The organism is Kitasatospora sp. MAA19, from assembly GCF_029894125.1.
Taxonomy (GTDB): Bacteria; Actinomycetota; Actinomycetes; order Streptomycetales; family Streptomycetaceae; genus Kitasatospora.
The window spans coordinates 19512-44309 of record NZ_JARXYZ010000031.1 but is presented as its reverse complement, the minus strand read 5'-3'; the positions used below and the strand labels follow the sequence as shown (position 1 = coordinate 44309).

The following is a 24798-nucleotide window of genomic DNA, read 5'->3' as shown; positions in this document are numbered from 1 at the left end:
TTCCGCAGCCCCACTTTCGTAACCCAGTGTGACCCCCGCGCGGGCCGCAACGGCCGGTGCTGACGTGCCGCAACGGCACCCGGAGAGGTGATCACGATGGCCGGTGTCGGCCCCGCCCCCAAGGACCCCTCGCAGCGACGCCGGCGCAACGCCGACCCGGTCGCCGGAGCGGTCCTGCCTGCTGCCGGCCCCGACGGACCGACCCCGGTTCTGCCCGGAGGCCACGACTACGACAGCCGCACGCTCGCCTGGTACGAGACGTGGCGGAGCTCGCCGCAGGCCGCGCTGTTCCTGGCCACGGACTGGCAGCGGCTGCACATGCTGGCCCAGCTGGTCGAGCAGTACTGGACCGAGCCGAAGAAGGAACTCCTGTCGGAGATCCGGCTGAACGAGGCGGCCCTCGGCGCGACAGCGGCCGACCGGGCCCGGTTGCGCTGGAGCGTGGCCGAGCCGGAAGTTCCGGTGAGGAAGCGCGCCGCCGCAGGCCGTGCTGCGGCCTCCCGACGGGACCGAGTGCTACGAGTGGTTGATGGCCAGGCGGAAAGCTGACCCGACTCGGTTCGTCTCCCTCGGCTTCGACGCCATCGACTGGATCGAGCACTACCTCTGCCACGGCCCGGGCGACGTCCAGGGCCAGCCGCTCGTCATCGATGACGAGATGGCCGCGTTCATCGTCAAGGCGTACGAGCTGGACCCGGCGACAGGCCGCCGGAGGGTCAACCGGGCGTTCCTGTCCCGGCCGAAGGGCCGCGCCAAGTCGGAGCTGGCCGGTGCGTTGGTGTGCTTCGAGGCGCTCGGCCCGTGCCGGTTCGACGGCTGGGACGCGAACGGCGATCCGGTGGGCCGCGTGCAGACGTACCCGTTCATCCGGTGCATGGCCACCGAGGAGGGCCAGGCCGGCAACACCTACGACAACGTCGCCACGATGCTGGAGCACCTGGTTGAGCACTTCGGGGACGAGTTCCCCGGGATCGACCTGGGCCGCAACGCCCAGACGTCGAGCCGGATCTTCATCGAGGGCGGCGGCGAGATCGTCCCCTCGACGGCGTCCTCGGCGTCGAAGGACGGTGGCAAGGAGACGTTCGGGGTCTTCGACGAGACGCACCTGTACGTGCTGCCGGAGACCCGGGCGATGCACAAGACGGTGCGGCGCAACTTGGTGAAGCGTCGCCAGGCCGAGCCGTGGTCGCTGGAGACCTCGACGATGTACGCGGTCGGCGAGAGCTCGGTGGCCGAGGCCACCCACCAGTACTACGAGGCCGTCAAGGCCGGCAAGGTGCGCGATGGCGGCCTCCTCTTCGACCACCGGCAAGCCCCGCACGTCGAAGACCTCATGGACGACGCCCAGTTGCTGCCCGCGCTGGAGTACGTCTACGGCGACGCGGCCGGGTGGATGGACCTGGAGCGCATCGCAGCGGACATGCGCGAGCCGGACACCGACCCGGCGGACGCCCGACGCTACTTCCTCAACCAGCCCGGCACCGCGTCGGCGAAGGCCTTCGACGCCGGACGCTGGGAGGAACTGGCGAACCCCGACTTCGTGGTTCCGAAGAAGGAGCTGATCGTGGTCGGCTTCGACGGCGCCCGCTGGCGGGACGCCACCGCGCTGGTCGGCACGCACCTGGAGACCGGGCACCAGTGGGTACTCGGCGCGTGGGAGTCTCCCGTTCGGCCGGACGAGGCCGAGCATTGGGAAGTTCCCGCCAGCGAGGTGAACGCCACCCTCGAAGCGGCCTTCGACCAGTGGCGCGTGGTCCGGGTCTACGCGGACCCGCCGTACTGGGAGGAGACCGTGGCGGCGTGGGCCGGGACGTACGGCGAGCGGATCGTCGTCGAGTGGTGGACACACCGCCCCCGCCAGATGGCCTTCGCCTTGCGCGCGTTCCGCACCGCACAGACCGACGGCTCACTCGCCCACGACGGTGACACGCTGTACGCCCGGCACATCGCCAACTCGGTGAAGCGGGACGCCCGTGTGCGTGACGACGACGGCAAGCCGATGTGGACGATCCAGAAGGACCGCCACGACTCGCCACGCAAGATCGACGCCGCCATGGCCGGGTGCCTGTCCTGGGAGGCCAGGCGCGACGCCATCACCGCGGGCCTCAACAAGCCGAAGAAGTCGAGCCGGATGGTGGTGATGCGCTGATGAATCTGAGCCCGGACGACTGGCTGACGCTGCTGACGCGCCGACACACCCAGCTCCTGCCGGACCTGCAGGCCCTGGACCGCTACTACGAGGGTCTGCAGCCGCTCTCATACATGCACCCTCAGCTGGTGACCGAGATCGGTGACCAGCTGCGGCAGGTGGTGATCAACTGGCCGCGTCTGGTCGTCGACTCCCTGGAGGAGCGCCTGGACGTCGAGGGGTTCCGCTTCGCGGTGCCCGACTCGACGGCCGCAGAGGACGAGGCAGACGAGGCCACGGCCGATGAGCTGTGGCGGATCTGGCAGGCCAACAATCTCGACGAGGGCAGCCAACAGGCGCACGTCGACGCCCTGGTGATGCGCCGCAGCTTCATGATCGTCGGCTCGAACCCGGGCGACCCGTCGACGCCGTTGATCACGGTGGAGTCGCCGCTGCAGGTGGAGGTTGACTACGAGCCGGCCACCCGCGCGGTGCGGGCGGCGATGAAGCGCTGGTACGAGGTCGACCCGGTGACCGGCGCGATCCGGGACGAGAAGGCGACGATTTACCTGCCCGACCGCACGGTGCACTACGCCAAGACCGTGCCGAACGGTTGGTCAGTGCAGAGCGAGGACGTGCACGAGCTGGGCGTGGTGCCGGTGGTGCCGCTGGTCAACCGCGGGCGCCTGCTCAACCCGGGCGGCGTGTCCGAACTCGCCGACGTGATCCCGCTGTCGGACGCGGCGTGCAAGGTCGCGACGGACATGATGATCGCCGCGGAGTACCACGCCATGCCGCGCCGGTACGCGCTCGGCTTCGACCAGGAGGACTTCGTCGACGCCGACGGCAAGCCCGTGTCGGCGTGGACCCAGCTCGCCGGCCGGATCTGGGCGACGGCCAAGAACAAGCGCGATGACGGCGTCGAGGTCGGCCAGTTCCCCGAGGCGGCCCTGGACAACTTCCACTCGACGCTGAACCAGCTGGCGCGGACGGTCGCTGCGTTGGCCGGTCTGCCGCCGCACTTCATGGGCCTGTCGACCGACAACCCACCGTCGGCGGACGCCATCCGCTCCTCGGAGATCCGGCTGGTGAAGAGGGCCGAACGCCGTCAGCGTGCATGGGGCGGCTCGTACGAGCAGGTCATGCGCCTGGTGCTGCGGTTCCGCGACGGTGCGTGGGATCCGCGGGCTCGCTCGCTGGAGACCCGCTGGCGAGACCCGGCGGTACCGACGTTCGCCCAGAAGGCAGACGCCACCGTGAAGCTGGTGGCGGCCGGCATCCTGCCGGTCGAGATGTCCTGGGACGTGCTGGGTTTCACGGCAGTGCAGCAGGAGCGCATGAAGGCGATGCAGGCTTCTGCCCTGGATCGGGCCATGGAGGGCGATCTTGCCGCCTTGCTTGGCCCCAAGCCCCCGCAGCCCCCGGCATCTGAGCCGGTGCCCGGTGGCTGAGCAGACCGCCGAGGAGATCGCCGCCGCCTACTACCGCCGCCAGCAGGCCACCACACGGCAGGCTGCGGAGACCGCGCAGGCGATCTGGCGCACGGTCGACGTCGACGCTCTCGACGAGTCGTGGCGCTCGGTCGGTCCGCTGCTCGTGCGGACGGTCGCGGGCGGCCAGCGACGGGCGGCCGCCCCCGCCGATGGTTACGTCACTGCGGTGGTCGTCGCGGACGGCGCCGCCACGGAGCCGGCCGGGCGTCTGGCCGTCGAGGCGTTCGCCGGCCGGGCGGCGGACGGCCGTCCGTTGTCGAGCCTGCTGTACGAGCCGTGGATCGAGACCCGGTGGCGTCTTGCAGCTGGCCAGGCCAGGCCTGAGGCAATGCGCGGCGGCCTGGCCACGCTGGTCCGGCAGGTCGGCACCGAGGTGCCCGACGCCGGGCGCGGAGCGGCCGGGGTGAGCCTGGCCGGGAACCGGGCGACCCGCGGCTACGTGCGGGTGCTCAACCCTCCGTCCTGCGCGCGGTGCGCGGTCCTGGCCGGCATCCGATACCGCTACAACGCCGGGTTCCAGCGGCACCCACGGTGCGACTGCGTCCACCTGCCAGTCACCCGCTACAGCAAGGGCCGCGCGGCCTCGGACCCGAAGGAGTACTTCCGCAGCCTCTCCCGGGCCGAGCAGGACCGCGTCTTCACACAGGCTGGCGCCCAGGCGATCCGGGACGGCGCGGACATCGGTCAGATCGTCAACGCCCGCCGGGGCATGTACACCGCTGAGGCGTACTGGCAGCGGCTGCGGTCGACCTACGACGCGACGACCAAGCGTGGCCGTTTCTTCCGCATTGAGCGCCAGCGGGCGATCGACCGGGGCCTGATCCCGCCGTCCGGCCGTGGATTTCGGCTGACCACTCACCGGCTGCTGCCGGAGGAGATCTACAAGCGCGCGGGCAGTCGCGACGAGTTGATCGCCATGCTCCGCCGCTACGGCTACCTCATCTGACCCCGCAACGGGGCCGGACCACCCAACCCGCAACGGGAGCCCACCATGACCGACATCGACCCGACACCGACGCCCGCACCGGAGCCACCGGCCACCGAGCCGCCGCAGGCGCCCGACGCGCCGACGTCGGAGCCGAAGGACTGGCAGGCCGAGGCCGAGAAGTGGAAGAAGCTCAGCCGCGAGAACGAGACCCGGGCCAAGGCCAACGCCGACGCGGCAAAACGCCTCGCCGAGCTGGAGGATGCCCAGAAGAGCGAAGCCGAGCGCCTCGCCGAGCGCCTCGCGGCTTCGGAGGACCGTGCCAGCGCCGCCACCAGGCTGGCTGTGGCCGCCCGAGTCGAGGCCATGGCCACCGGCCGGTTCGCCGACCCCCAGGACGCTGTTGATGCCCTCGGCGGTGACTTCCTCGATGACGCCGGGCAGATCGACGCCGCCGCCATCGAGCAGGCCCTGACCGACCTGCTCGGCCGCAAACCGCACTGGGCTGCTCCTGGGCCGCCCGGACCGCGCACCCCGGCACCAGACCCGGCACAGGGCGCCCGGCCGAACAGCACGCCCACGCTGGCCCAGCAGATCGCCGACGCCGAGTCACGCGGCGACATCAAGGCATCGATCGCCCTCAAGTCCCGCCAGCTGCGGGAACTCCAGACCAACCGCAAGTAGCCGGCAGGCGTCGCCTGCCCCATCTGAGAGGAGCCCTCCATGGGCGCTGTTTCCGGGCAGGGGACGACCTACAACCTGCCGAACTACCACGGTGAGCTGTACAAGGTCACCCCGACCGAGACCCCGTTCCTGTCCGCGATCGGCGGCCTGACCGGCGGCAAGCGCACCCGCTCTGTTGAGTTCGAGTGGCAGACCGAGGACCGCCGCTCCTCCACCGCAAACAACTCCGTGGTGGAAGGCGCCGCCGCCCCGACCGCGGTCGCCCGGTCGCGCTCCAACATCTCCAACGTCGTGGAGATCCACCAGTCCGCGGTCGAGGTCTCGTACACGAGGCAGGCCGCGACCGGCATGTACTCCGGCATCAACATCGGCCAGGACGACAACCCGGTCGGCGACGAGCTCGACCACCAGATCCGCGTCGAGCTGGAGTCGATGGCCGTCGATGTCGAGATGTCGTTCCTGACCGGTACCTACCAGAAGCCGGCCAACAACTCGACGGCCCGCAAGACCCGCGGCCTGCTGACCGCCATCGCAACCAACGTCAACGCCAACGGCGGCACCGGCCGGGCCCTGTCCAAGGCCATCGTCGACGCTACCCTGCAGACCATGTTCGGCAACGGCGCCCGCATGCCGCAGGACAGCACGGTGTTCCTCCTCGGCCCCGGCCAGAAGGTCGCCCTGTCGAACCTGTACGGCACCGGCTCGCTGAACCAGCCGACCATGACCCGCAACGTCGGCGGCGTCGCAGTGGACACCCTCGTCACCGACTTCGGCACCTTCGGCGTGATGCTCGACCGCTGGATGCCAACCGGCCAAATCGCCATCGTCGACCTGTCCGTGTGCGCCCCCGTGTGGCTGGAGATCCCCGGCAAGGGCCTGCTGTTCGCCGAGCAACTCGCCAAGACCGGCGCCTCTGAGAAGTGGCAGCTCTACGGCGAGATCGGCCTGGAGTACGGCGCCGAGACCTACCACGGCCTCATCAAGGATCTCACCTAAGGAGACCGCCGCCATGGCGCGATTCACCACCGCCCGCCACCCCGGGCTCATCCTGCAGGACGACAAGGGCATCTGGGCCCAGTTCGCCGACGGCGTCTGCGAGACCACCGACCAGGCCACCATCAAGCGCCTGCGCGCACTGCCTCAGGAGTACGAGGTCGTCGAGGCCAAGGACGCCCCAGCCGAGCTCCCGGCGGAGTAACCGGTGACGGACCTGGCGACGCTCACGGACCTGGCGGACCGGCTCGGACGGGACCTGACGCCGACTGAGACCCGCCAGGCCACCGCCCTCCTGCACGACGCGACGGCGATCATCCTCGACCGGTTTCCGCAGTACGGCACCGCGCCCACCCCCGCGTCGACGGCGGTGTGCAGTGCGATGGTGCTGCGGGTACTCCGCAACCCGGACGGGAAGCGGAGCGAGCAGATCGACGACTACTCCTACACGGTCGACAGCGCTCGCTCGGCCGGGGAGCTGTACATCACCGAGCACGAACTGGACACCCTCCGGCCGATCCGTACCTCGGCGTTCAGCATCACGCCCGTCATGCCGCCGGTGGTGACGTCGTGATCGACCCAGGTCCGGCGCTGGCCGCTGGCCGGGTGGCTCACGAGGCCCTGATGCTGGACACCGTCCGCCTCGTTCGGCCCGGCAAGGACGTTTATGACCCGGCGACCGGCGCCACCGGCCAGCCGGACGCCCGGGTCCTCTACCAGGGCCCAGCCAGGGTGAAGCCGAACGTCGTGCAGGAGCGGGACGTTCAGGCCGGGCAGCGCGAGGTAGTCCTGCGTCGCTACCAAGTCGCGCTGCCGTGGTCCGCCATGCCGCTGGCGGTGGACCGGGTGGTGGCCGGCGACCAGCTGATCGTGGATGCCTCACCGGACCTACGGCTGGCTGGCATGACGTTGTGGGTGACGTCGGTCGGAGAGTCGTCGACTGCTACCGCGTGGCACCTCGGAGTGGAGGACCGCTCATGACCGTGGACGTGAGCGGCCTGGAGGCATTCGCCGCTGAACTCGCCCGCACCGGCGGCACGCTGGAGCGGCAGGCTCGGCAAGTGGTCAGTCGCGGCGCACTCAACATCAAGCGGGACTGGTCGGCCAACGCCCGGTCCAGCAGCGGCCGGTACGCGCCGCACTACCCGTCCAGCATCGGCTACGACCTCGTCACCACCCCGCTCGGAGCCGGCGCAGTCATCGGGCCGGACAAGGGAGCCACCCAGGGCGCGCTCGGCAACATCCTGGAGTTCGGCACGTCCCGGCAGGGTGGCCACAACGACGGCGGCCGCGCCCTGGCCGCCGAGGAACCCCGGTTCCTGGCCGCGGTCGAGCAGCTCGCGCGGGACCTGCTGTGACGTCGCCCGCCGTGCTGCCATACGTCGCCGCTGTCCAGGCCGCGCTCGCGAACGCCTCGCTGGCGGTATACCTGGGCGGCGCCCCCGCCGGGCCAGCGCCGCTACCCAAGACCTACTGCGTGGTTTACACCGGCCCCGGGCAGGTCTCCTCGGCGTCGATCGCCGACGACCGCACCACCCTCGACATGCTGCTGCAGATCACCTGCGTCGCTACGACGCCCGAGGGCTCCCTGGGCACCGCCGACCGGGCCCGGGCCGCGCTCGCCGTCCCGCTCACCGTGGACGGCCGAGCGACCTGGAGGCCCGAGGAACTCGGCGGCCCGCACCTGCTACGCGACGACGATGTCACCCCGCCCCTCTACTACCTGCCAGTGCAGTACCGGCTCCGATCCATCCCCGCCTAGAGGAGGGCCCATGGCCACCCTGACACCCCAGGTCGTCTCCGTCGTCGGCCTCACCCCCACCTACACCGCAGCCGGAGCGTCCGGCGACAAGGTCAGTTGTGGCGAGCGCACGTTCATCCACGTGAAGAACGCCTCCGCCAGCAGCATCACCGTGACGCTGACCGCCACCGGCAGCGTGCGCGGCCAGGCCGTCACCTCGCCGACCGTCTCCGTCCCCGCCTCCGGCGAGCGCATGATCGGCCCGCTCACCGCGGACCTGTTCGCCGGCGCCACCGACGGCCTCGCTGCCATCGGCTACTCGGCGACCGCCACCGTGACGGTTGCCGCGCTCCGTATCTGACCAGCTCCATCAACCTGCCCCGCCACTTGGCCGGGCTTCTGTATGCCCAGGAGGGCTCATGTCTGACGTCATCGGTGATGGCAAGGTCCGGGTGGCCTGGGCTACGTCCATCGCCAACATCAACGCCCCGACTGCGGCAGAACTCACTGCCGCCATGGACATCACCGTTCGCATCACCCCGGACGGGCTGAAGACCGACCCGGCCACCGCCCCGGTCAACACCAGCTCCCTCGCCTCCACCTTCGACACGGAGGAGGCCGGCCGCGTCAAGTTCACCAACGAGCTGACGCTCAAGCGGGGCAACACCGCCCCGGAGGATCTCGCCTACGGCACTCTCGTCAAGGGCGCGCGGGGCTTCATGGTCGTGCGCCGCGCCGTCGACTACACGACCGCGTGGGCATCCGGCCAGCAGGTCGAGGTGTACCCGACCGTCTGTGGTGAGCGTCAGAACAAGGCGACCGCCCCGAACGAGGTCATGAAGTACAGCGTTCCGATGTTCGTCCCCACCGAGCCGGCCACCAACGCGACGGTCGCCTGATGCCCCAGGACATCGAGGACATCATCGCGGGCGCCACGCTGCGCGAGGCCCGGGTGCCGCTGTGTCTGGCCGGCGACCTGCTCGGCGACTACGAGGCGCTGGAGCGCCAGCTCTCGGACGCCGCTGCCCTGGTCGGCCAGTCCCTGGCCGGCGGCCCGCGAGTCGACATTGCCGCCCGCATGGAGGAACTCCGCGCCGAGATGGCCGAGCACACGGTCGAGTTCCGCCTGCGCGCCCTCGGCGACGAGGCCTGGTCCGACCTGATCGCCGCCCACCCGGGCACCGGCGTCCAGGCCTTCGACCCGAAGACCTTCGGACCGGCTGCCGTCGCCGCGTGCGCGGTCGAACCAGCCATGACCGTCGACCAGTACCAGCGGCTGGCCAAACGGCTCAACCACGGCCAGCAGGAGGCCCTGCTCAACACGGTCTGGGACCTCAATACGAAGGCGGTCCAGGCCATCCCTTTTTCTCTGCTCGCCTCCGCGACCGCCGCCTCCCGCACCGGCGAGAAGTAGAGGCTGCCCGGGCCTGGGGCGTGCCCCGGTCAATATTCCTCGGCCGGGTGGTCGGTGCGGGCGAGCCGCTGTGGACGGACTCCGACCGGGCGTGGGCGCTCGCCCTCCTCACCGTCGAGGAGGACACATGCCGGGGCTGCGGCCAGCCACTCACCGAATCGACCGACGCGGACGCCGAGAACGCGTGGACGGCAGAGGTCATCCGCTGCCACGCCTGCACCACCGCACACCAACGCTCCACGCAGTTCCAGAAGGACGGCGGCGACCTCGGCGGCGCCCACATCCACGTACGGCATCGGAGGTGACGCGCCATGGCTGACCGCGTCGTCAACGTCCGCCTCAACCTGGACAACGCCGGCGCCCGCCGGAGCACGGTTCAGTCGGAGCAGGACTTCCGGCGGCTCGCCCAGGCCGCGGTGGCCTCGGCTGCCGAGCAGCAGAACGCCGTGCAGCGGGCGGCCGCCACCGAGCAGGCCTCGTTCGAGCGCACTACCACTGTGGCGCGGGCGTCCAGCCGGGCCACGCAGGAGGCCGTCACCGCGACTACTGCGAGCATGGGCCGACTCGCCGTGGCGGCCGAGGAAGTCCCCGCCACGTTCGCGTCGGCCGCGGCGATCTCCTCGCGCGCTATGGGCGAGATGGCCGCAGCCGCGCAGGGCGCCGCCACGTCGGTGGTGTCGGCTGAGACGCGCATGTCGGAGGCCACCGCCGCCTCTGCGGCCGGCATCCGGTCGTCCCTGGCGATGCGCCTGGCCGCAGGCGAGGCGGTGATGGCCCAGCAGGGCGCGCTCGCCGTGTCCACCACGTCCTCCGCGACTGCCCAGGCCGGGGCACTGTCCCGCGTGGCGACCGCCGGCGAGCGGGCCGAGACCGCGTTTAGCACCGTCCGCACCACCGGACTGCTGATGCTCGGCGCGTTCGCCGCCGCCAGCCTCACGGCCGCGCACTTCGAGAAGAGCATGTCAGGCGTCGCGGCAGTCGCCGACGCGTCGACCGAGCAGCTGGGCCAGCTGCGGACAGCGGCGATCGTGGCCGGCCGCGACACCGCCTACAGCGCCAGCCAGGCCGCCGACGCCGAAGGCGAACTCGCCCGCGCCGGCGTCAGCGTCGCGGACATCCTCAGCGGCGCCCTGCACGGCTCCCTGTCCCTCGCAGCCGCCGGCCAGCTCGACCTCGCCGAGGCGGCGACGCTCAGCGCGCAGGCCATGAACACGTTCGGCCTCAAGGGCAAGGACGTTGAGCACATCGCCGATGTCCTCGCCGCCGGCGCCAACAAGTCCGCCGCCGACGTCCACGGGCTCGGCGAGTCCCTGCGCATGGGCGGCCTGCTGGCCCACCAGACCGGGCTCAGCCTGGAGGACACGGTGGGCGCGCTGTCCGCCTTCGCGGACCACGCCTTGATCGGGAGTGATGCCGGAACTTCGCTGAAGGTGATGCTCCAACGGCTGGTTCCGCAGTCCGATGAGGCGCGCGGCGTCATGGACAAGCTCGGGTTCTCCGCATACGACGCCCAGGGGAATTTCGTCGGCCTGACCAAGCTCGCCGGGAACCTCAAGAGCTCGTTCTCCAATCTCACCCCAGAGGCCCGCAACGCGGCGATGGCGACGATCTTCGGATCGGACTCCGTCAGGGCGGCGACGATCCTGTATGAGCTGGGCGCTGATGGTGTCGACCGCTACCGGGCCGCCGTCAACGACTCTGGCGCCGCGTCCCGCATGGCCGCGACCCAGATGGACAACCTGGCTGGCGACGTCGAGCAGCTCAAGGGCTCCTTGGAGGTCGCTCTGATCAACGGCGGGACTGCGGCCAACGCCGTGCTCCGTGACATGGTCCAGTGGGTCACCAAGCTGGTCAACGCCTACTCGGATCTGCCTCCGTGGTTGCAGACGTCCGCCGCCGCGATTCTCGGCATCGGCGGCGCGCTCACGATCGTGGTCGGCGGCCTGATGTTGGCCCTGCCGAAGATCGTCGCATTCCGGGCATCCGTCGCCACACTCGCGGAGACGATGCCCAGGCTGGCATCAGCAGCCTCCGGCGCGGTCGGGTTTCTCGGCGGCCCGTTCGGTGCCATCCTCGGCGTCGCCACCGCGGCGCTGGCGGTGTTCGGGCTGGCCTCGCACGGCGCCAAGCAGGAGCAGGAGTCCCTGACCGAGGCCGTCAAGGCGGACAGCAACGCGGTCGGGGCCAACGTCAAGGCGTGGTTGGCACACCGTCTGGAGACCGACGGCGTCCTCAAGGCGTCCCAGTCGCTCGGCATCAGCACTGCGGATCTGACCGAGGCCATCCTCGGCAACGCGGCCGCGATCCAGCGTGTCCGTGATCAGCTCGGACCGATGCGAGACGAGGCCAAGGCCCAGGCCCAGGCTGCGGCGGAGGCCGGCGGCGGCAACGACGACTGGTCGAAAAGCCTCGTCAAGGTGGACCAGGCCCTCAACGGCCTCAGCCCGCAGATCACCTCGAGTGTCGAGGCGGCCAAACGGGAGGCGGAGGCGACCGGCAGCGCGGCTGACAGCACCGGCAAGCTCGGCGACTCCGCGAAAGTAACCGCCAAGGACCTATCCGACACTCGGTCCGAGGTCGAGAAACTCAACGACTCGCTGAACAACCTCAACGGCATGAACATCTCCGCCGCGAAGGCGGCGATCAGCATGCAGTCGTCGCTCTCCGACCTCAAGGACAAGATCAAGGAGAACGGCAAGAGTCTCGACATCACCACGGAGAAGGGGCGCGCGGTCAAGGGAGCGTTCCTGGACGCGGCATCCGCCGCCCAGGCCCACGCCGAGGCGGTGATGAAGCAGACGGGGTCGAGCGAGCAGGCCATCATCGTGCTAGGCCAGGACATCGAGGCCCTCAAGGGCGTCATGAAGCAGGCCGGCCTCACCAAGGAGCAGATCGACAGTCTGACCTCCGCGTACGCCCAGCTGCCCGCAGCGAAGGAGACCAAGGTCACCGATCCGGGCGCACTGCAAACCATCCGGGACCTGCAGGAGGTCAGGGCCAAGGTCGAGGACGTCCCGCCTGGCAAGAGCATCACGGTCCGGGCGCCGAGTCAGGACGCCATCCGGGACCTGCAGTCCATCGGCTACACCGTCGAGCAACTACCCGGCGGCAAAGACGTCAAGATCACCGTGCCCTCATCCGACGCGGTGAACGGATCCGCTCGGATTCAGCAGGTCATCAACGGCATCCAGGACCGGACCGTCAACGTCAACGTCCGCTACAACGCCGACTACGCGGACCGGCACATCCCCGTCGGCTGGGCGGACGGAGGCATCACCGGATACGCGAACGGCGGCGTCACCGCGTTCGCGAACGGGGCGGAGCGACATGTCGCTCAGATCGCCCCGGCCGGCGCGATGAGGCTGTGGGCGGAGCCGGAGACCGGCGGCGAGGCGTACATCCCGCTCGCGCAGGCCAAACGCGACCGCAGCATGCGGATCCTCGGCCAGGTCGCCGGCATGTTCGGCCAGCAGCTCATTCCAGCGCGCCCGACGGCCGGCGAGCTCATCCCGGCCCGGCAGGTCGCCGGTGCGGCAGCCGCCGTACTTCAGGCCGCCCACCGCACCACCACCGTCAACCTCTACGGCGCCCGCCAGTCGTCCGAGGAGCAACTCGCCGACCTGACACGCCGCCTGGACTTCATCGCCTGAGAGGGGGTGGCCGATGGCCAGCTACATCCCCGGACAGCTCCTTGGCGGCCGCCAAGTCGGACTCGGCCCTCTACAGTTGGGCCAGGTCGACGCGGCAGGGGTCGCCTGGACCGTCGCTGCGGACGGCCTACGCGGCTGGTCCGGTCCCGCTGTCCGCACGCAGTACACGGAACGGGACGCCGATCACGGCGCCTGGGCCGGGCCCACCTACCTGGGCGCCCGGTCCATCACCCTGGCCGGCACCATCACCGCCCCGGACCTGGCCACGCTGGACGCGGCCGCCGAGCAGCTGTACGCGGCGGCCGCGCTCACGGACACCACGCTGGTGGTCGCGGAGGGCACCCCCAAGCAGGCGACCGTTCGGCGCTCCGGCGAGGTTCTCTTCGCGTACGAGACCGACAGGGTTGCGCGGTACAGCATGCTGCTGACCGCCGCCGATCCACGCCGGTACTCGACAACGCTGCAGTCCCAGTCGACCGCGCTGCCGTCCGTCACCGGCGGCGTCACACTGCCGATCACGTTGCCGCTGACCATCACCGCGACAACGGCGTCCGGCACCATCACGCTCACCAACTCCGGGTCGATCGCGACCCGCCCGGTGCTGACCGTCACAGGACCCTGCCCGGGCGGATTCACCATCGTCGCGGCCCGCCCCGACGGCGCCGTCACCCAGCAGACCTACACCGACAGCCTCGGCGCCGGCGATGTCCTCGTCCTCGACGCGGACGCCCACGCCGCAGTCCTCAACGGGCAGGTGTCGCGCCGCCGTTACCTGTCCGGCCCGTGGCCTGAGGTGCCCGCCCAGTCCTCCCTGCAGCTCAGCTGGAACTGCCCCGCCTACGACCCGTCCGCGCTGCTGACCGGCACCTGCCGGGCCGCGTGGCTGTGAGGAGCCACCATGCCAACCGACCCGCTCTGGCTCCCGTCGATCAGTTACGACGAGACCGAACTTCGCAAAATGGACAGCCCGTTGGTCATGGCCGACGGCACCGCGCTCGGATCCCGCCCGGGCATCCGCCCCGGCGACCCCGGCCTCACCGTCACGCTCTCCGGCACAACCGTCAACATCTCGACCGGCGTTGCCACGCTGTACCGGCCCGGGCAGGGCGTCTACCGCGCCTTCCTGGCCGCGACATCACCTGGCACGCTCACCGCCGCCAACGCCTCCTTCAGTCGGATCGACCTGGTCTACCTGCGCGTCTGGGACACCGCGGTCGACTCCTCCGGCCTTCGTCGCGCGGACGCTGTCCTGCTCACTGGTACCGCCTCGGCGACCCCGGTCGTGCCGACCCCCGGCGCCACCGAGATCTACATCCCCCTGGCGACGATCACCGTGCCGTCCACCGGCGCCGGCGGCACCGGCGCGGCGACCGTGTCCACCGCGGTCCGGCAGATCACCGTCGCCCCGGGCGGCATCCTGCCCGTCAGCAGCCCCACGGACATCGCCTCCGCCGGCTCCTACGTCGGCCAGGCCCGGTTCAACACCACCCGCCTCGTCCCCGAGTACTGGACCGGCACCGCCTGGACAGGCCAGGGCGACTGGTCGAGCTTCACCCCTACCTGGACCGCATCGACCATCAACCCGATTCTGGGCAACGGAACGCTGACCAGCCGATGGACCCGCGTCGGCCGGCAGATCACCTGGATCGGCCTGATGTCCGCCGGATCGACAACCAACGGCGGCAACGGCGTGTGGGCGATGAGCCTGCCCACACCGTCCGCCGCGAACGGCGTAGTGACCGTTGGTAGCGCGAACTACTTCAACCAGGGTGACAACGACTACGTCGGCGTCTGCCAGATCAACTCCGCCAGCAGTGTGTTGACGTTCTCCGTGAAGACGGCCTCGTCCTCGTCCTCCTACGGCAACGTGTCCAACTCCGCGCCGGTGGCGGCAGGATCCACGTCGAACCTGCGCTGGACCATCGTCTACGAGGCAGCCGGCTGATGGCTGCGGTCGAACTCGCGTGGTTGGCCTGTGACCTGCTCACCGGCGCCGTTGCCGAGGAGCTGCCGTCCCTGCACCCCACACAGGCACTGTCACGGCACCTCGGCGCGGTCACCGCGCTCACCGCGGATCTGTACCTGGGTGGGGCGCCGCGCGAGTGGGAGTCCGCGACCGACCCGGGCCGGACCATGGTCGTCGCCGTGGACACCGCCACCGGCGACCCCCTATGGTGCGGTCTCACCCTCGGCCGCGACGGCGGATCCGGCACCCAGGTACGGCTGTCCGCGGCGACGCCCGAGGCGTGGCTGGACCGCCGCTACACCGGCACCTACAGCGCCACGGCCACCGACCAGGCCGCCATCATGGCCGCCGTCGCCACCCCGGCACTCGCCTCCGGGCCCCCCATCGTCATGGCCACCACCCCCACCGGCATCAGCTCCGACTACAGCATCGCCGACGGCGACGACCGGACCATCCTGTCCGTCCTGCAGGAGATCAGCGGCTTGAGCGGCGGCCCCGAGTGGACGATCGAGCCCCGGTGGGCCGACGCCGCGCACACCCGCGTCGAGCTGGTCCTGCGAATCCAGGCCGCCATCGGCGTGCAGAGCCCCCAGCCCGACGCCGTGTTCGAACTCCCCGGCTGCGTGAGCGAGTACGCCCTCTCCGAGAGCTACGAGCGTGGCCGCGGCGCCACGTCGGTCACCGCACGAGGCGACAGGGCGGACGGCGTGCGCGCCACCAGCGCCACCCACACCGACACCGGTCTCCTCGCGGCCGGCTGGGGCCTGTGGGAGTACCGGTGGACCCCTGCCCAGGGCATCACCGCCACCGACCAACTGGAGTCCCACGCCGCCGAGGCGCTCGCCCTCATGGGCACGGGCAGCCGGGCATGGTCCCTCAACGCCGTCGCCTCCCGCTCACCCCGACTCGGCAGCGCCTGGGGGCTGGGCGACAGCGTGCGCCTGGCCGTCGCCTCCTCGCCCCGCCACCCGGCCGGGGTCGACGTCGTCGCCCGCGCCTACGCCTGGACGCTCGACCCCGCTGCCGACCGCGTCGCCCCGATCCTCCTGGAGGACGCATGACCGTACGCCTCGACCAACTGCCCCGCGACCTGTCGTGGCTGGCCCGCAGACTGCACGAGGTCGTCGACGACATCGCCCAGATCCGAGCCCACACGCCGGACACGGCCGCCGCGGACGCCCTGCTCGCCCCTGCGGACACCGACATCACCCGTTGGCCGCAGACCGCCGGCACCACCTACACGACCATCTCCCGCTGCTACAACATCGCCTGGAAACCCCGCCTGCGGATCCTCGTGGCGACGACCACCAGCGGCGGCTCCACCGGCACCATCCGCGTGTCCATCAACGGCACCCCGTGGGCCACCGGCAACGCCGGCGCGGCCCTCGACACCACCGCTGCGCTGCCCCCCACCGTCGCCATCGGCGACCAGTACCAGATCACTGTCGAGGCCGTCCGCACCTCGGGCGCTGGCTCCGTCTACGCCCAGGTCCAGCTCATCCGCGCCGTCGACTAGGAGACCTCCGTGCACAACGTCAGCACCCTGCGAGCCGACAACCCCCAGCAGCTCGCCGACCGCCTCGCCCCGCTCGCCTCCGCCGAGTACCTGGCCGGCCGCGCCGGACAGCTCTCCACCCCCCAGGCCGGACAGACCCAGGTCCCCGGAGAGCTATGGCTCCTCGCTGTCGCCCGCGTCAGCTCCGACCCCGGCGAGTGGACCGTCTACGCGCTGACCAGCGCCGAGGACATCCCCGGCTGGCCGCACAGCACCGGCTACTACACCGGCGGCGTCCGGGGCCCCCGGGACGTCGCGGCCGCCCTCGCAGCGGCCGGCTACCAGGTCGCCCTCCGCCACTACGCCGGGCTCGCCGTCGCCTGCACTGACCAGGATGTCCCCCTCACCTAGGAGACCGTATGCCCGACCTGTGGCTGCCCGGTGCCGAGGTACACGACCTCGGCGACCACGCCCCGACCGACCAGCAGTACCCGCCGAAGGCCATCGCCCACATCACCTGGGACCGCAACGCCACCGCCGCCGCCCCACAGGACTGGTGCACCTTCGACAGCCTCGTGTCGTACTTCACAAACGGCGGCGCGAGCGCGGCGCCGCACATCATCTGGGACCCGTTCAGCGGCCGCATCGCCCAGCTCTACCCGGCCAACTCCCGCTCCAAGTCGGTGGTCGACAGCCCAGGCGGCACGAGAACCAACCGGGCGGGCCGGGTGGTGATCCAGGTTGAGGCCGTGTTCTTCCCCTACTGCCGCTACCAGGGCCGCGTCTACCCACGCCTGGTCGACACCCCGTGCGCGGGATGGGACCGCCTGCACGCCTGGATCTCCTCCTGGGGCGTGTCCGACGTGTGGCCGATGGGCCGACCCGTCGACTTCACGAGCCGCCGCAACGAGCAGACGTGGGAGACCCGCGGCGGCTGGTACGCCCACGCTCACATACCCGAGAACGACCACCAGGACCCGGGCTCCTGGCCCGACTTCACCACCGCGCCGACCCCGGCGCCCCCACCGTCCGAGGAGGACCCATTGGCCGCATTCACTGAGGCTGACCTGCGCCGCTTCATCCGCGAGGAGGTCACCTCCCAGCAGGTCAGGGACACGATCGCGTACGCGGTCGACTTCCGAATGGGCCCGCAGGCGGACGCTCGCGCGGCCGCGGCCCCGGGCGCCCTGCTCGACGCCCCGATGCCGGACTACGCGCTCCTGCCTGGCGGCTACCGGCCGACGGTCGGTGAGTCGATCAACGGCGCCAAGACCGCCGGCGCGCAGATCGCCGGGTTGTCCGCTGCGGTCAGCGCGCTCGCTCAGCAGGTCGCCGCTGGCGGCCCGGTCGATGTCGATGCCCTGGTCGCCCGGATCGAGCAGGCGATCAGCTCGGTGACCGTGCACCTCACCACCACCTCGAAGGAGAACAGCTGATGCGCAAGTTTTGGACGGACCTCGCCGAGCGCACCGTCGCGACGTACGTCGTTGCCCTGCTCGGCCTCCTGCTGGCGGACGGCGTCGACCTAGCGTCGATCGGCACGCTGCGAGCCGCCACGGTTGCCGCACTGCCGGCCGCCCTGACTGTCATCAAAAGCGCCGTGGCGACCTTTGTGGGTGACCCGACGAGCGCGGCGATACTGCCGAAGCAGCGTCTGTGAGTGGCCTGGAGGCCGACCGGCCAGTGGTCTCCGTGGCGTTGGAGCTGGCCGAGATCCGGAGGAGCGTGGACGTCGGTTTCGCACAGATCAACGGGCAACTGGCTCTCGTACTCCAGCGTGCCGACCAGAGCGACGAGGAGGTCGCGGCGCTCAAATCCGAGGTTGCTGGCCTTCGCCAGGAGGTCGAAGACCTCAAACGCGGCCGCTGGCCGTGGCAGACCATCGGCGTCTTGGCTGGCCTCGCTGGCACCGTCGTTGCGGTGATCGCCCTGGTCCGCCCCTGAACCACCATGCCCCCGCTCGGCTCTACGGCCGGGCGGGGGCTTCGTCGTGCTAACATCGGGGCCAACGCGCGCTCCCAGTTGCCGTGTTACTGCTCCCGGCGGACGCCGGGGTGACTCAGAGGTTCCGAGTTTTTAGCAGTTGCTCCCCGCGCCAGCGGGGGATGCGCCAGACGGCGCCAGTTCCCTCCCCGTCTACGGGGCTGCCTAAGTCGCCGGCAGGAACTGGAGATCATGGACTACGACTTCGCCAGCATGATCGGCCGACCGCACCCGGACCTTGACCCAGGCCTCACGCCCGATCCCAGCACGGCCGTGCCGTTCGAAATGACGGACGATGCCGCCATCCTGGAGCGGTGGGAGCGCGATGGGCACCTCGACGTACGCATGCCCAACGGCACGTTCCAGCGTTGGCTGACCCCGCCCGAGGAGTACGCCGGAACCCCGTACGACGAGGACGAGCACCTCGCGGCTCTCGGCCACATCGACGATCCGTGGTGCCCCTGCCCGGCATGCGAGGCCGAGGCGTAGAACCGCCGCCAGATAGAACGCCCCCGCTCGGCCATGTGCCGGGCGGGGGCGATTCGTCGTGTCAGGACCGGGCAGCGGCGACGGCGTCGGTGTAGAGCTCCGTCGTCAGGTCGTCCTCGCTGATCCCGAGGTCAGCGAGCGCGGCCCGGACAACGGCGAGCGCTGACGGGAGGTCGTCCTCGGTGGCTGCCGCGGTCTCGACCTCGATGAACGTGGCGTCCAGCTCGGGGACTCGGACGAGCGTGGCGAGGAGACGGCGTCCGTCACGGTCGAGGCAGTAGTTCCTGCACCGCTTCTCGAACTGGATGCGCGGGGTGAAACCGAGTCCCGCGATGATCTCGTGGGCAGCCTCCGCATCCTCGACCTTCGTCTCGTGCTCCGGCTTCGACCCGGACGCTTCATCGACGCGGGCGCCCTTGTAGGTGAGCACGGTACGGGTGTCGTCGGGGCTGTGGACGGTGCGGATCCGGAGCTCGCGATCACCGCTCATCAGGCTGCCGTCGGGCGCGTCGTAGTAGGTGTCGCGGTAGACCTCGGCCCGGCCGGCGCCGTGCTGGTCCTCCAGCTGCTGGAGGACCGCCTCGGGGTCGCGCACAACCGCCTTCAGCTCCGCCTCGATCGCCATCGTGGTCCCTCCGTCAGATCACGCGCTCAGCGCCGTCCAGCAACACCTCGAACTGCCTTCGCCAGCCCCGGTACAAGGGCCCGCTGGGGGTGGGCAGCACCTTATACGTTGCCGACTCGTGCCCCTCCCAATCTGTGTCGAACGAGCCGACGTAAAGGGTGCGGTCCAGTCGGATGAGTCGCCACACGGGCACTTCGGAGTACCGGTACACCTCGACCTGGCCAACCTCGGCGAGCTCCCGCAGCCGAGCCTCGGCGAGGCGGATTCCGCTGGCGAGGGACTCGGCTGACTCGCCGATCTCGGTCGCCCGGCGCGCGGCTGCGGGCGAGTCCGGGTCGAGGAGGAGTACGCGGAGCCGGGGCGCCTGGTCGCCGTCGCGGTCGAGGTGTTGCCGCAGAAGCGATTCGCGGAGGGCAAGGAGACCGAGCCCGCGTACGGCAAGGACGTCCAGTTCGGCTGCGGACCGGGCGGCACGTTGGACCTCGGCAGCAGCCGATGCCTGGTCGCTGTACACCCGGATGATCTCGGGGAACGCGGCCAGGTCAAAGGCGGCCCCGGACGTGCGTTGGCCCTCGGTCCGGGGCGCGAGTCCCAGCAGGCGACGTGCGGCGTCTGGCAGGTGGAGGCCGTCCGCGATGCGCTCGAATACGTCGAGGCGGCTGACCTCGCGCCGACCGTTGATGATCTCGTTCACGCGGCTCTGCGTCATCCCGACCTGCACGGCAAGCCGGGCCTGACTCGCGCCGCTGTGGTGCTGGACATACCGGAAGAGGCTGGCGACGTCCCGGCGGCGGAGTGCATCACGGACCTCCTCGTTCTGCCATGCGATATCCGGCAGTCTGATCGGTTCCAGCGCGGTTCCCACGGCCTCAACCTCCGTCTCCGACGAACCATCTCACGGTGAGATTACCGGCTGGGTATCGGGATTGACGCTCCAGCAGTCGACCCTTGGGGGGTGACCACTCCCGTCTACACCCGGGCCCAGTTGCAGGGTCTCGCATGCATCCGTTGCGGCGGCGAGGGTGACGATCTGATACCGGCTGGCCACGTCTATACGGCGACCGGGACGACGACAGCCCCGCTCGGCTGGGCAATCGTGGCCCACCCGAAGTGCATCACCATCAAGGAGAGGACATGTTGACCGACGATCTCACCGTTTCGGTGGACGGTCACCTGGAGCCGGTCACCGCGCCGGCGCTGCAGGCGCTGGACATCCTGTGGCAGACGCTGCGTGAGTTGCCGATCGGCGAGTACCAGCTGCGGGCGATGGAGCGGCTGGTGGGCAGCGGCGACACGCGCGACCTGGAGCGCTGGATGCACGGTGACGAGGCCACCGATTGGACGCTTGGCCTTGATGGGGATGCCGTCGCTGTCGTGCGGGTGTCGTACGGGTCCGGGCTGACCTGCCGGCAGCGGGTTGCCGCCCGGTACACCGTCGTGCAGCTGCCGGCCGACCAGCGAGGGCGGCGCCCGTGGGTGATCCGGGACGCCGTGACCGGCGGCCTGGTCACCGCTGGCACCGGGCCTCGTCCGCTCGAGTTCTCGATCCGGGAGAGCGCCGATGAGTGGACCCGTGGCCGGGTGAACCTCGCCGGGTACCGCGCCGTCCCGATTCGGACGGTCTCCGAGTGAGCGCTGCCGAGGGAACACCGGCCGAGGCCGAGGAGCGAACGGAGCGAGGCCTGTGCCCCGTCTGCGGGCGCTGGGTCCGCGGCCGGTTCCTGGGCGACCTCACCGCGTACACGGCTGCGGTCGAGCACTGCCCGCCACTGGATGAGCCAGACGTGATCACCAAAAGGAGAAGTGCATGAGCGACCCGGATGACGCGTTCTTCGAGCAGCTGGGCCACCTGGTGGACGCCGTCCAGGACGGGCGGGCCGCAACCGATGGGACGTCGTACGACGACGCGTCCCATCGAGCCAGCGAGGCCGCGGCGGCGCTCCGGGAGATGGACCACGAGGGGTCGTGATGGATGACCGGAACCGTGCCACGGGGGTATCGCGGACGCGCCACGATGGTGGGTCCGACCAGCACAAGGAGGACGCCATGAGCGGCACTGTCCACCCGCATGACCAGGGCCGGTGGCGTGACCAGCGAGGCCGCGCTTCCCGCGGACCCAACCGGGCGCTTGCACACCCCCTGATGCCACCGCCGGACGACATCCCCCCGGGCGGCGTCCCGGTGAACGACCGTGAGGAGGAGAACGACATGCCGCAGGACAAGCCCAGTGGTGGCAGTGGCGGAATCGGCGGCCCGAAAGCGCCGCCGAGGGCCCCCAAGTCCGACCCCCCGCCGCCCCCGCCCGAGTAGCACTAGACCCCTGGCCGACCGTACGGCGGTGTGGTCGGCCAGGACCTACTCGTCCCAGAACAACCGCCACAGCGGCAGCTGCAGCGCGTACGCCACACGCGCCAGTTGATCGTGTGTAGCAGACGCCCCGCCCTGCTCTAACGCGCCGATGGTCTTACGCGAGAGCCCGGAGCGTTCGGCCAGCCCCTCCTGAGTGAGCCCGTGGAGACGCCGGGCTCGGCGGATGCGGTCGCCTGTCGCGCGTCGCTGCTGGTCAAGGTCTGCCTGGTCCGGCGGTGGAGGGGGGAGCACCCCTCGACGCTGACGATTCCATGATCAAAGGTCTGCCCCCAGGCAGGGACATTTCACACGAACATCCGTTCGCTATGATTCGTTCGAATTTGAATCCGCTGGGGGCATTTCACCCGGAGTGCACCCATGCCCACCACTGCCGCCCCCCGCACGCGCTTAGTTCGCTGGATCACCCCCGGCGGCATACGCGACTACTTCGCCTTGCCACCCGCCCCAGCAGCACCCGATCCCAGTGAGACGATGAGCACCGACACGCCCCCACCCCTGCCGCCCGAGTACACCGCCCGCTTCTGCATGGCCAACGCAGACCTTGCCCGGGCCCGCGAGATCGACCTGCTGACCATCCCTCTGCCCCGGCTGGTGCACGAGTTCGGCAGCCTCATCTCCGCCCTCGACGACGCGCTCCAGCTCGTACGCGACATCGCGATGCCGCGCGACGGCGAGGATGAGGCCACCTGACCTGCCACTATCACCCTCGGCAACCGCCAGTTCAAATCATGCATAAGCAGATATGTCGTCCGAGATGATGTGCATGTCGGTGTCGTTGAGCGCCCACCCGTAGATCTCGTCCTGCAGGGCCCGCGAGTAGTTGACGCCCAGCGGGTTGTGCGGGTTGGTGAGGACGAGCAGGCGCGGCGTGTGGCCCGCCGCCTTCCGGTCCTTGTAGGCCTTCTTGAGCAGGGCCAGGGTGAGCCGGTACCGCTCCTCCCCCTCGGTCGGCAGGTTCACCGGGACGCACGTGAGCCTGGGCCGTTCCTGGAAGGACCAGTTGAAGCCCTGCCAGTACGGCGCGGGGATCAGCACCTCGTCGCCGTCCTTGAGCGGCCGGCCGACCGGGTCGCTCCCCTTGAGCGCGAAGGCGATGCACTCCAGCGCGGAGGAGACCCCGGCGACGCCGTACACGTGGTCCTTGTCGACCTCGGCGCCGAGCGCCAGGGTGAGCAGCTTGGCGACCGGCTCGCGCACCTTCTCGGTGCCGGCCGAGTCGATGTACTGGATGTACCGCTCGGGGAGCAGGTGGATGTCGTTGAAGACCTTCTCCATCGAGTGGTGGTACAGCAGCACGTTCTCGGCGACGGACAGGTTGACCGCCCTGGGGGTCGCGACGTGCTGATGGAAGTAGGCGAGGGCCTGCTCCAGGTCGGGCTGGCGGGCGAGGATGTCGGCGGCCGTCTCGGGTGAGGCCAGGGTGCGGGTGTCGTCGGTCATGGCGGTCCTTCTCCGGGTGTCGCGGGGTGGGCTGGGCGGCGTGCCGGAACCAGTCGTTCGGGCACGCACCGGCCCCAGCGGACCACGCACCGGAGACGGCCGCCAGTGCTCGGCGGCCGTCCGGACGGGGGTGGACTCAGGCGGTCAGCAGCTTGACCCAGCGGCTCCACCGCGGTTCGGGGCGGTAGCCGGCGGCCTGCCAGGTGCGGTGGCCGAGGGCGTTGTCGTCCAGCACCATGGCGTCGGCTCGGCGGCCGCCGAGCGCGGCGAAGCGCTCCTCCGCGGCGGCCAGCAGGGCGGCGCCGATGCCCTGGCGGCGGTGGTCGGGGTCGACGGCGAGGCGGTAGAGGTGGCAGCGCCAGCCGTCCCAGCCGGCGATCACCGTGCCGACGACCGTTGCCGGGTCTCCCACCGGGGTGGCGACGATCAGGCACTCCGGGTCCCGGGCGAGCAGCGCGGCCACGCCCGCCGCGTCGTCCGTGATGCTGGTGCCCTTCGCCGCCCGGGCCCAGAGGGCGAGCAGGGCGGGGATCTCGTCGGAGGTGGCGGCGCGCAGGGTGATCGTGTCGGTCATGCGGCCTGTCTAGCGGGCGCTTTCGCCCCGCCGCCGGGAATTCCGCGACGCGGACGGACGCCGCCGGCCGGCCTGCACCGCGGGCGGACGGGCCGTCAGCCCAGGCGCCACACCGTGGTGGTCTTGACCGCGGTGTCCTCCAGGTCGGCGACGACCGGCACCTGGTAGGCGGCCACCGCGGTGAACCGCTCCCGGGGCAGGTAGGCCCGGCCGGGGTCGCCGACGATGACGGTGGCGCCGCGCGCGGCGGCCCGTTCCAGGAAGGGCAGGAAGCGGGCGGCCATGGCCCGTTCGTAGAACACGTCGCCCGCGAGCACCACGTCGGCCGGGGCACCGTCGCCGTCCACCAGGTCCACCAGAGCGGCCTCCACCCGGACACCGTTGGCCTCGGCGTTGAGGTCGATGGCGGCCACCGCGTAGGCGTCGATCTCGGCCGCGCGGACGGCCGCCGCACCGCTCAGCGCGGCCGCGACGCCGACCACCCCGGACCCGGCGGCGACGTCCAGCACCGTCCGCCCGGCGACCAGCTCGGGGTGGTCCAGCACGTAGCGGGCGACGGCCACCCCGCCGGCCCAGGCGAACGCCCAGAACGGCGGCGGCAGCCCGACCTCCCCGCGCACCCGCTCGGTGGTCTCCCAGAGGGTGATCGCGTCCTCGGCCATGTGCAGGCCGACCTCGGGGACGAACGGGACGGGCTTCAGCTCGGTCTCGCGCCGGACGAAGGCGAGGTCGGTCTCCGGCTGAAGAGTGCGCAGCTCACTCGGCATCCCCGCAGCATAGGGCCTCGCCGCCGGGACGGGCGTTCCGCGAGCCGGCGGGGGCGCTCGC

The 24798-nt window shown here is 70.8% G+C and carries 34 protein-coding genes; 28 read left to right on the top strand and 6 right to left on the bottom strand.

Annotation, left to right across the window (positions count from 1 at the left end; all coding sequences use genetic code 11):
- The first annotated feature begins 96 nt into the window (after positions 1 to 96).
- From P3T27_RS32395 to P3T27_RS32275, 25 genes are all read left to right on the top strand, one after another.
- Positions 97 to 549, top strand: coding sequence for a hypothetical protein (locus P3T27_RS32395; RefSeq protein WP_280684825.1), 453 nt, complete (start codon positions 97 to 99; stop codon positions 547 to 549).
- Complete coding sequence (locus P3T27_RS32390) at positions 530 to 2149, top strand: terminase (RefSeq protein WP_280684824.1); 1620 nt, start codon at positions 530 to 532, stop codon at positions 2147 to 2149. The genes P3T27_RS32395 and P3T27_RS32390 overlap by 20 nt, the downstream gene beginning before the upstream one ends.
- Positions 2062 to 3579, top strand: coding sequence for a phage portal protein (locus P3T27_RS32385; RefSeq protein WP_280684823.1), 1518 nt, complete (start codon positions 2062 to 2064; stop codon positions 3577 to 3579). Before P3T27_RS32390 ends, P3T27_RS32385 begins: the two co-directional genes overlap by 88 nt.
- Positions 3572 to 4567 carry a hypothetical protein gene (locus P3T27_RS32380; protein ID WP_280684822.1) on the top strand — a complete coding sequence of 332 codons (996 nt, stop codon included), beginning with the start codon at positions 3572 to 3574 and terminating at the stop codon, positions 4565 to 4567. Before P3T27_RS32385 ends, P3T27_RS32380 begins: the two co-directional genes overlap by 8 nt.
- Positions 4568 to 4612: 45 nt before the next feature.
- Entirely contained in the window at positions 4613 to 5230 is a 618-nt protein-coding gene (locus tag P3T27_RS32375) for a hypothetical protein (protein WP_280684821.1), read from the top strand.
- 39 nt (positions 5231 to 5269) lie between these two features.
- The gene (locus tag P3T27_RS32370) at positions 5270 to 6226 is read left to right on the top strand and encodes a DUF5309 family protein (protein ID WP_280684820.1); all 957 of its coding nucleotides are present in this window, start codon (positions 5270 to 5272) and stop codon (positions 6224 to 6226) included.
- A 13-nt stretch (positions 6227 to 6239) separates the two neighbouring features.
- Positions 6240 to 6428 carry a hypothetical protein gene (locus tag P3T27_RS32365; RefSeq protein WP_280684819.1) on the top strand — a complete coding sequence of 63 codons (189 nt, stop codon included), beginning with the start codon at positions 6240 to 6242 and terminating at the stop codon, positions 6426 to 6428.
- A gap of 3 nt (positions 6429 to 6431) precedes the next feature.
- Positions 6432 to 6797 carry a Gp19/Gp15/Gp42 family protein gene (locus P3T27_RS32360; protein ID WP_280684818.1) on the top strand — a complete coding sequence of 122 codons (366 nt, stop codon included), beginning with the start codon at positions 6432 to 6434 and terminating at the stop codon, positions 6795 to 6797.
- Positions 6794 to 7204, top strand: a complete 411-nt coding sequence (locus P3T27_RS32355) for a DUF6093 family protein (RefSeq protein WP_280684817.1) — start codon at positions 6794 to 6796, stop codon at positions 7202 to 7204. Before P3T27_RS32360 ends, P3T27_RS32355 begins: the two co-directional genes overlap by 4 nt.
- On the top strand, positions 7201 to 7581 hold the full coding sequence (locus P3T27_RS32350) for a hypothetical protein (protein WP_280684815.1): 381 nt from the start codon (positions 7201 to 7203) through the stop codon (positions 7579 to 7581). Before P3T27_RS32355 ends, P3T27_RS32350 begins: the two co-directional genes overlap by 4 nt.
- On the top strand, positions 7578 to 7985 hold the full coding sequence (locus P3T27_RS32345) for a hypothetical protein (RefSeq protein ID WP_280684814.1): 408 nt from the start codon (positions 7578 to 7580) through the stop codon (positions 7983 to 7985). The genes P3T27_RS32350 and P3T27_RS32345 overlap by 4 nt, the downstream gene beginning before the upstream one ends.
- Positions 7986 to 7995: 10 nt before the next feature.
- Positions 7996 to 8325: a hypothetical protein gene (locus P3T27_RS32340; RefSeq protein WP_280684813.1), complete on the top strand. Its 330-nt coding sequence runs from the start codon at positions 7996 to 7998 to the stop codon at positions 8323 to 8325.
- A gap of 58 nt (positions 8326 to 8383) precedes the next feature.
- A complete protein-coding gene (locus tag P3T27_RS32335) occupies positions 8384 to 8863 on the top strand; it encodes a hypothetical protein (RefSeq protein ID WP_280684812.1) in 480 nt (159 codons plus the stop codon).
- The gene (locus P3T27_RS32330; RefSeq protein WP_280684811.1) at positions 8863 to 9378 is read left to right on the top strand and encodes a hypothetical protein; all 516 of its coding nucleotides are present in this window, start codon (positions 8863 to 8865) and stop codon (positions 9376 to 9378) included. The genes P3T27_RS32335 and P3T27_RS32330 overlap by 1 nt, the downstream gene beginning before the upstream one ends.
- 20 nt (positions 9379 to 9398) lie before the next feature.
- The gene (locus P3T27_RS32325) at positions 9399 to 9683 is read left to right on the top strand and encodes a hypothetical protein (RefSeq protein WP_280684810.1); all 285 of its coding nucleotides are present in this window, start codon (positions 9399 to 9401) and stop codon (positions 9681 to 9683) included.
- A gap of 6 nt (positions 9684 to 9689) precedes the next feature.
- Positions 9690 to 13028, top strand: a complete 3339-nt coding sequence (locus tag P3T27_RS32320; protein WP_280684809.1) for a phage tail tape measure protein — start codon at positions 9690 to 9692, stop codon at positions 13026 to 13028.
- Positions 13029 to 13041: 13 nt separating this feature from the next.
- Complete coding sequence (locus tag P3T27_RS32315; RefSeq protein ID WP_280684808.1) at positions 13042 to 13917, top strand: phage tail domain-containing protein; 876 nt, start codon at positions 13042 to 13044, stop codon at positions 13915 to 13917.
- 9 nt (positions 13918 to 13926) lie between these two features.
- On the top strand, positions 13927 to 14973 hold the full coding sequence (locus tag P3T27_RS32310; protein ID WP_280684807.1) for a hypothetical protein: 1047 nt from the start codon (positions 13927 to 13929) through the stop codon (positions 14971 to 14973).
- A complete protein-coding gene (locus P3T27_RS32305) occupies positions 14973 to 16055 on the top strand; it encodes a hypothetical protein (protein WP_280684806.1) in 1083 nt (360 codons plus the stop codon). The genes P3T27_RS32310 and P3T27_RS32305 overlap by 1 nt, the downstream gene beginning before the upstream one ends.
- Positions 16052 to 16510 carry a hypothetical protein gene (locus P3T27_RS32300; RefSeq protein WP_280684805.1) on the top strand — a complete coding sequence of 153 codons (459 nt, stop codon included), beginning with the start codon at positions 16052 to 16054 and terminating at the stop codon, positions 16508 to 16510. The genes P3T27_RS32305 and P3T27_RS32300 overlap by 4 nt, the downstream gene beginning before the upstream one ends.
- A 9-nt stretch (positions 16511 to 16519) precedes the next feature.
- Entirely contained in the window at positions 16520 to 16900 is a 381-nt protein-coding gene (locus tag P3T27_RS32295) for a hypothetical protein (RefSeq protein ID WP_280684804.1), read from the top strand.
- Between the two features lie 8 nt (positions 16901 to 16908).
- Complete coding sequence (locus P3T27_RS32290) at positions 16909 to 17925, top strand: hypothetical protein (RefSeq protein WP_280684803.1); 1017 nt, start codon at positions 16909 to 16911, stop codon at positions 17923 to 17925.
- Positions 17925 to 18149 carry a holin gene (locus P3T27_RS32285; RefSeq protein WP_280684802.1) on the top strand — a complete coding sequence of 75 codons (225 nt, stop codon included), beginning with the start codon at positions 17925 to 17927 and terminating at the stop codon, positions 18147 to 18149. Before P3T27_RS32290 ends, P3T27_RS32285 begins: the two co-directional genes overlap by 1 nt.
- Positions 18146 to 18433, top strand: coding sequence for a hypothetical protein (locus P3T27_RS32280; RefSeq protein WP_280684801.1), 288 nt, complete (start codon positions 18146 to 18148; stop codon positions 18431 to 18433). Before P3T27_RS32285 ends, P3T27_RS32280 begins: the two co-directional genes overlap by 4 nt.
- A 231-nt stretch (positions 18434 to 18664) precedes the next feature.
- Positions 18665 to 18961 (top strand): hypothetical protein, encoded by a 297-nt coding sequence (locus tag P3T27_RS32275; RefSeq protein ID WP_280684800.1) that lies wholly within the window; start codon positions 18665 to 18667, stop codon positions 18959 to 18961.
- A gap of 61 nt (positions 18962 to 19022) precedes the next feature.
- Here P3T27_RS32275 and cyaB read toward each other — a convergent pair whose 3' ends face one another.
- Entirely contained in the window at positions 19023 to 19586 is a 564-nt protein-coding gene (gene cyaB, locus P3T27_RS32270; RefSeq protein ID WP_280684799.1) for a class IV adenylate cyclase, read from the bottom strand.
- A gap of 13 nt (positions 19587 to 19599) precedes the next feature.
- The gene (locus P3T27_RS32265; protein ID WP_280684798.1) at positions 19600 to 20451 is read right to left on the bottom strand and encodes a helix-turn-helix transcriptional regulator; all 852 of its coding nucleotides are present in this window, start codon (positions 20449 to 20451) and stop codon (positions 19600 to 19602) included.
- A 272-nt stretch (positions 20452 to 20723) separates the two neighbouring features.
- Between P3T27_RS32265 and P3T27_RS32260 the strand changes: the two genes are divergently transcribed.
- A complete protein-coding gene (locus P3T27_RS32260) occupies positions 20724 to 21218 on the top strand; it encodes a hypothetical protein (protein WP_280684797.1) in 495 nt (164 codons plus the stop codon).
- A 175-nt stretch (positions 21219 to 21393) separates the two neighbouring features.
- Entirely contained in the window at positions 21394 to 21555 is a 162-nt protein-coding gene (locus tag P3T27_RS32255) for a hypothetical protein (RefSeq protein WP_280684796.1), read from the top strand.
- A 386-nt stretch (positions 21556 to 21941) separates the two neighbouring features.
- On the opposite strand, the gene P3T27_RS32250 is transcribed toward P3T27_RS32255, so the two are convergent.
- Entirely contained in the window at positions 21942 to 22187 is a 246-nt protein-coding gene (locus P3T27_RS32250; protein ID WP_280684795.1) for a helix-turn-helix transcriptional regulator, read from the bottom strand.
- A gap of 240 nt (positions 22188 to 22427) precedes the next feature.
- On the opposite strand from P3T27_RS32250, the gene P3T27_RS32245 reads away from it, so the two are divergent.
- The gene (locus P3T27_RS32245; protein WP_280684794.1) at positions 22428 to 22646 is read left to right on the top strand and encodes a hypothetical protein; all 219 of its coding nucleotides are present in this window, start codon (positions 22428 to 22430) and stop codon (positions 22644 to 22646) included.
- Positions 22647 to 22682: 36 nt separating this feature from the next.
- Here P3T27_RS32245 and P3T27_RS32240 read toward each other — a convergent pair whose 3' ends face one another.
- The 3 genes from P3T27_RS32240 to P3T27_RS32230 all read right to left on the bottom strand — a co-directional run bounded on the left by P3T27_RS32240 (position 22683) and on the right by P3T27_RS32230 (position 24737).
- Positions 22683 to 23396: an aminotransferase class I/II-fold pyridoxal phosphate-dependent enzyme gene (locus P3T27_RS32240; RefSeq protein WP_280684793.1), complete on the bottom strand. Its 714-nt coding sequence runs from the start codon at positions 23394 to 23396 to the stop codon at positions 22683 to 22685.
- A gap of 136 nt (positions 23397 to 23532) precedes the next feature.
- Positions 23533 to 23970 carry a GNAT family N-acetyltransferase gene (locus P3T27_RS32235; protein WP_280684792.1) on the bottom strand — a complete coding sequence of 146 codons (438 nt, stop codon included), beginning with the start codon at positions 23968 to 23970 and terminating at the stop codon, positions 23533 to 23535.
- Positions 23971 to 24065: 95 nt separating this feature from the next.
- Positions 24066 to 24737 carry a 50S ribosomal protein L11 methyltransferase gene (locus P3T27_RS32230; protein WP_280684791.1) on the bottom strand — a complete coding sequence of 224 codons (672 nt, stop codon included), beginning with the start codon at positions 24735 to 24737 and terminating at the stop codon, positions 24066 to 24068.
- Positions 24738 to 24798 lie beyond the last annotated feature (61 nt).

Coding starts and splice junctions, on each gene's coding strand:
- P3T27_RS32335 (WP_280684812.1), top strand. CDS start 8,384: ATGTCTGACGTCATCGGTGATGGCAAGGTCCGGGTGGCCTGGGCTACG.
- P3T27_RS32255 (WP_280684796.1), top strand. CDS start 21,394: ATGAGCGACCCGGATGACGCGTTCTTCGAGCAGCTGGGCCACCTGGTG.
- P3T27_RS32350 (WP_280684815.1), top strand. CDS start 7,201: ATGACCGTGGACGTGAGCGGCCTGGAGGCATTCGCCGCTGAACTCGCC.
- P3T27_RS32390 (WP_280684824.1), top strand. CDS start 530: ATGGCCAGGCGGAAAGCTGACCCGACTCGGTTCGTCTCCCTCGGCTTC.
- P3T27_RS32275 (WP_280684800.1), top strand. CDS start 18,665: ATGGACTACGACTTCGCCAGCATGATCGGCCGACCGCACCCGGACCTT.
- P3T27_RS32330 (WP_280684811.1), top strand. CDS start 8,863: ATGCCCCAGGACATCGAGGACATCATCGCGGGCGCCACGCTGCGCGAG.
- P3T27_RS32245 (WP_280684794.1), top strand. CDS start 22,428: ATGAGCACCGACACGCCCCCACCCCTGCCGCCCGAGTACACCGCCCGC.
- P3T27_RS32285 (WP_280684802.1), top strand. CDS start 17,925: ATGCGCAAGTTTTGGACGGACCTCGCCGAGCGCACCGTCGCGACGTAC.
- P3T27_RS32305 (WP_280684806.1), top strand. CDS start 14,973: ATGGCTGCGGTCGAACTCGCGTGGTTGGCCTGTGACCTGCTCACCGGC.
- P3T27_RS32300 (WP_280684805.1), top strand. CDS start 16,052: ATGACCGTACGCCTCGACCAACTGCCCCGCGACCTGTCGTGGCTGGCC.
- P3T27_RS32235 (WP_280684792.1), bottom strand. CDS start 23,970: ATGACCGACACGATCACCCTGCGCGCCGCCACCTCCGACGAGATCCCC.
- P3T27_RS32365 (WP_280684819.1), top strand. CDS start 6,240: ATGGCGCGATTCACCACCGCCCGCCACCCCGGGCTCATCCTGCAGGAC.
- P3T27_RS32340 (WP_280684813.1), top strand. CDS start 7,996: ATGGCCACCCTGACACCCCAGGTCGTCTCCGTCGTCGGCCTCACCCCC.
- P3T27_RS32290 (WP_280684803.1), top strand. CDS start 16,909: ATGCCCGACCTGTGGCTGCCCGGTGCCGAGGTACACGACCTCGGCGAC.
- P3T27_RS32310 (WP_280684807.1), top strand. CDS start 13,927: ATGCCAACCGACCCGCTCTGGCTCCCGTCGATCAGTTACGACGAGACC.
- P3T27_RS32320 (WP_280684809.1), top strand. CDS start 9,690: ATGGCTGACCGCGTCGTCAACGTCCGCCTCAACCTGGACAACGCCGGC.
- P3T27_RS32240 (WP_280684793.1), bottom strand. CDS start 23,396: ATGACCGACGACACCCGCACCCTGGCCTCACCCGAGACGGCCGCCGAC.
- P3T27_RS32230 (WP_280684791.1), bottom strand. CDS start 24,737: ATGCCGAGTGAGCTGCGCACTCTTCAGCCGGAGACCGACCTCGCCTTC.
- P3T27_RS32315 (WP_280684808.1), top strand. CDS start 13,042: ATGGCCAGCTACATCCCCGGACAGCTCCTTGGCGGCCGCCAAGTCGGA.
- P3T27_RS32375 (WP_280684821.1), top strand. CDS start 4,613: ATGACCGACATCGACCCGACACCGACGCCCGCACCGGAGCCACCGGCC.
- P3T27_RS32395 (WP_280684825.1), top strand. CDS start 97: ATGGCCGGTGTCGGCCCCGCCCCCAAGGACCCCTCGCAGCGACGCCGG.
- cyaB (WP_280684799.1), bottom strand. CDS start 19,586: ATGGCGATCGAGGCGGAGCTGAAGGCGGTTGTGCGCGACCCCGAGGCG.
- P3T27_RS32370 (WP_280684820.1), top strand. CDS start 5,270: ATGGGCGCTGTTTCCGGGCAGGGGACGACCTACAACCTGCCGAACTAC.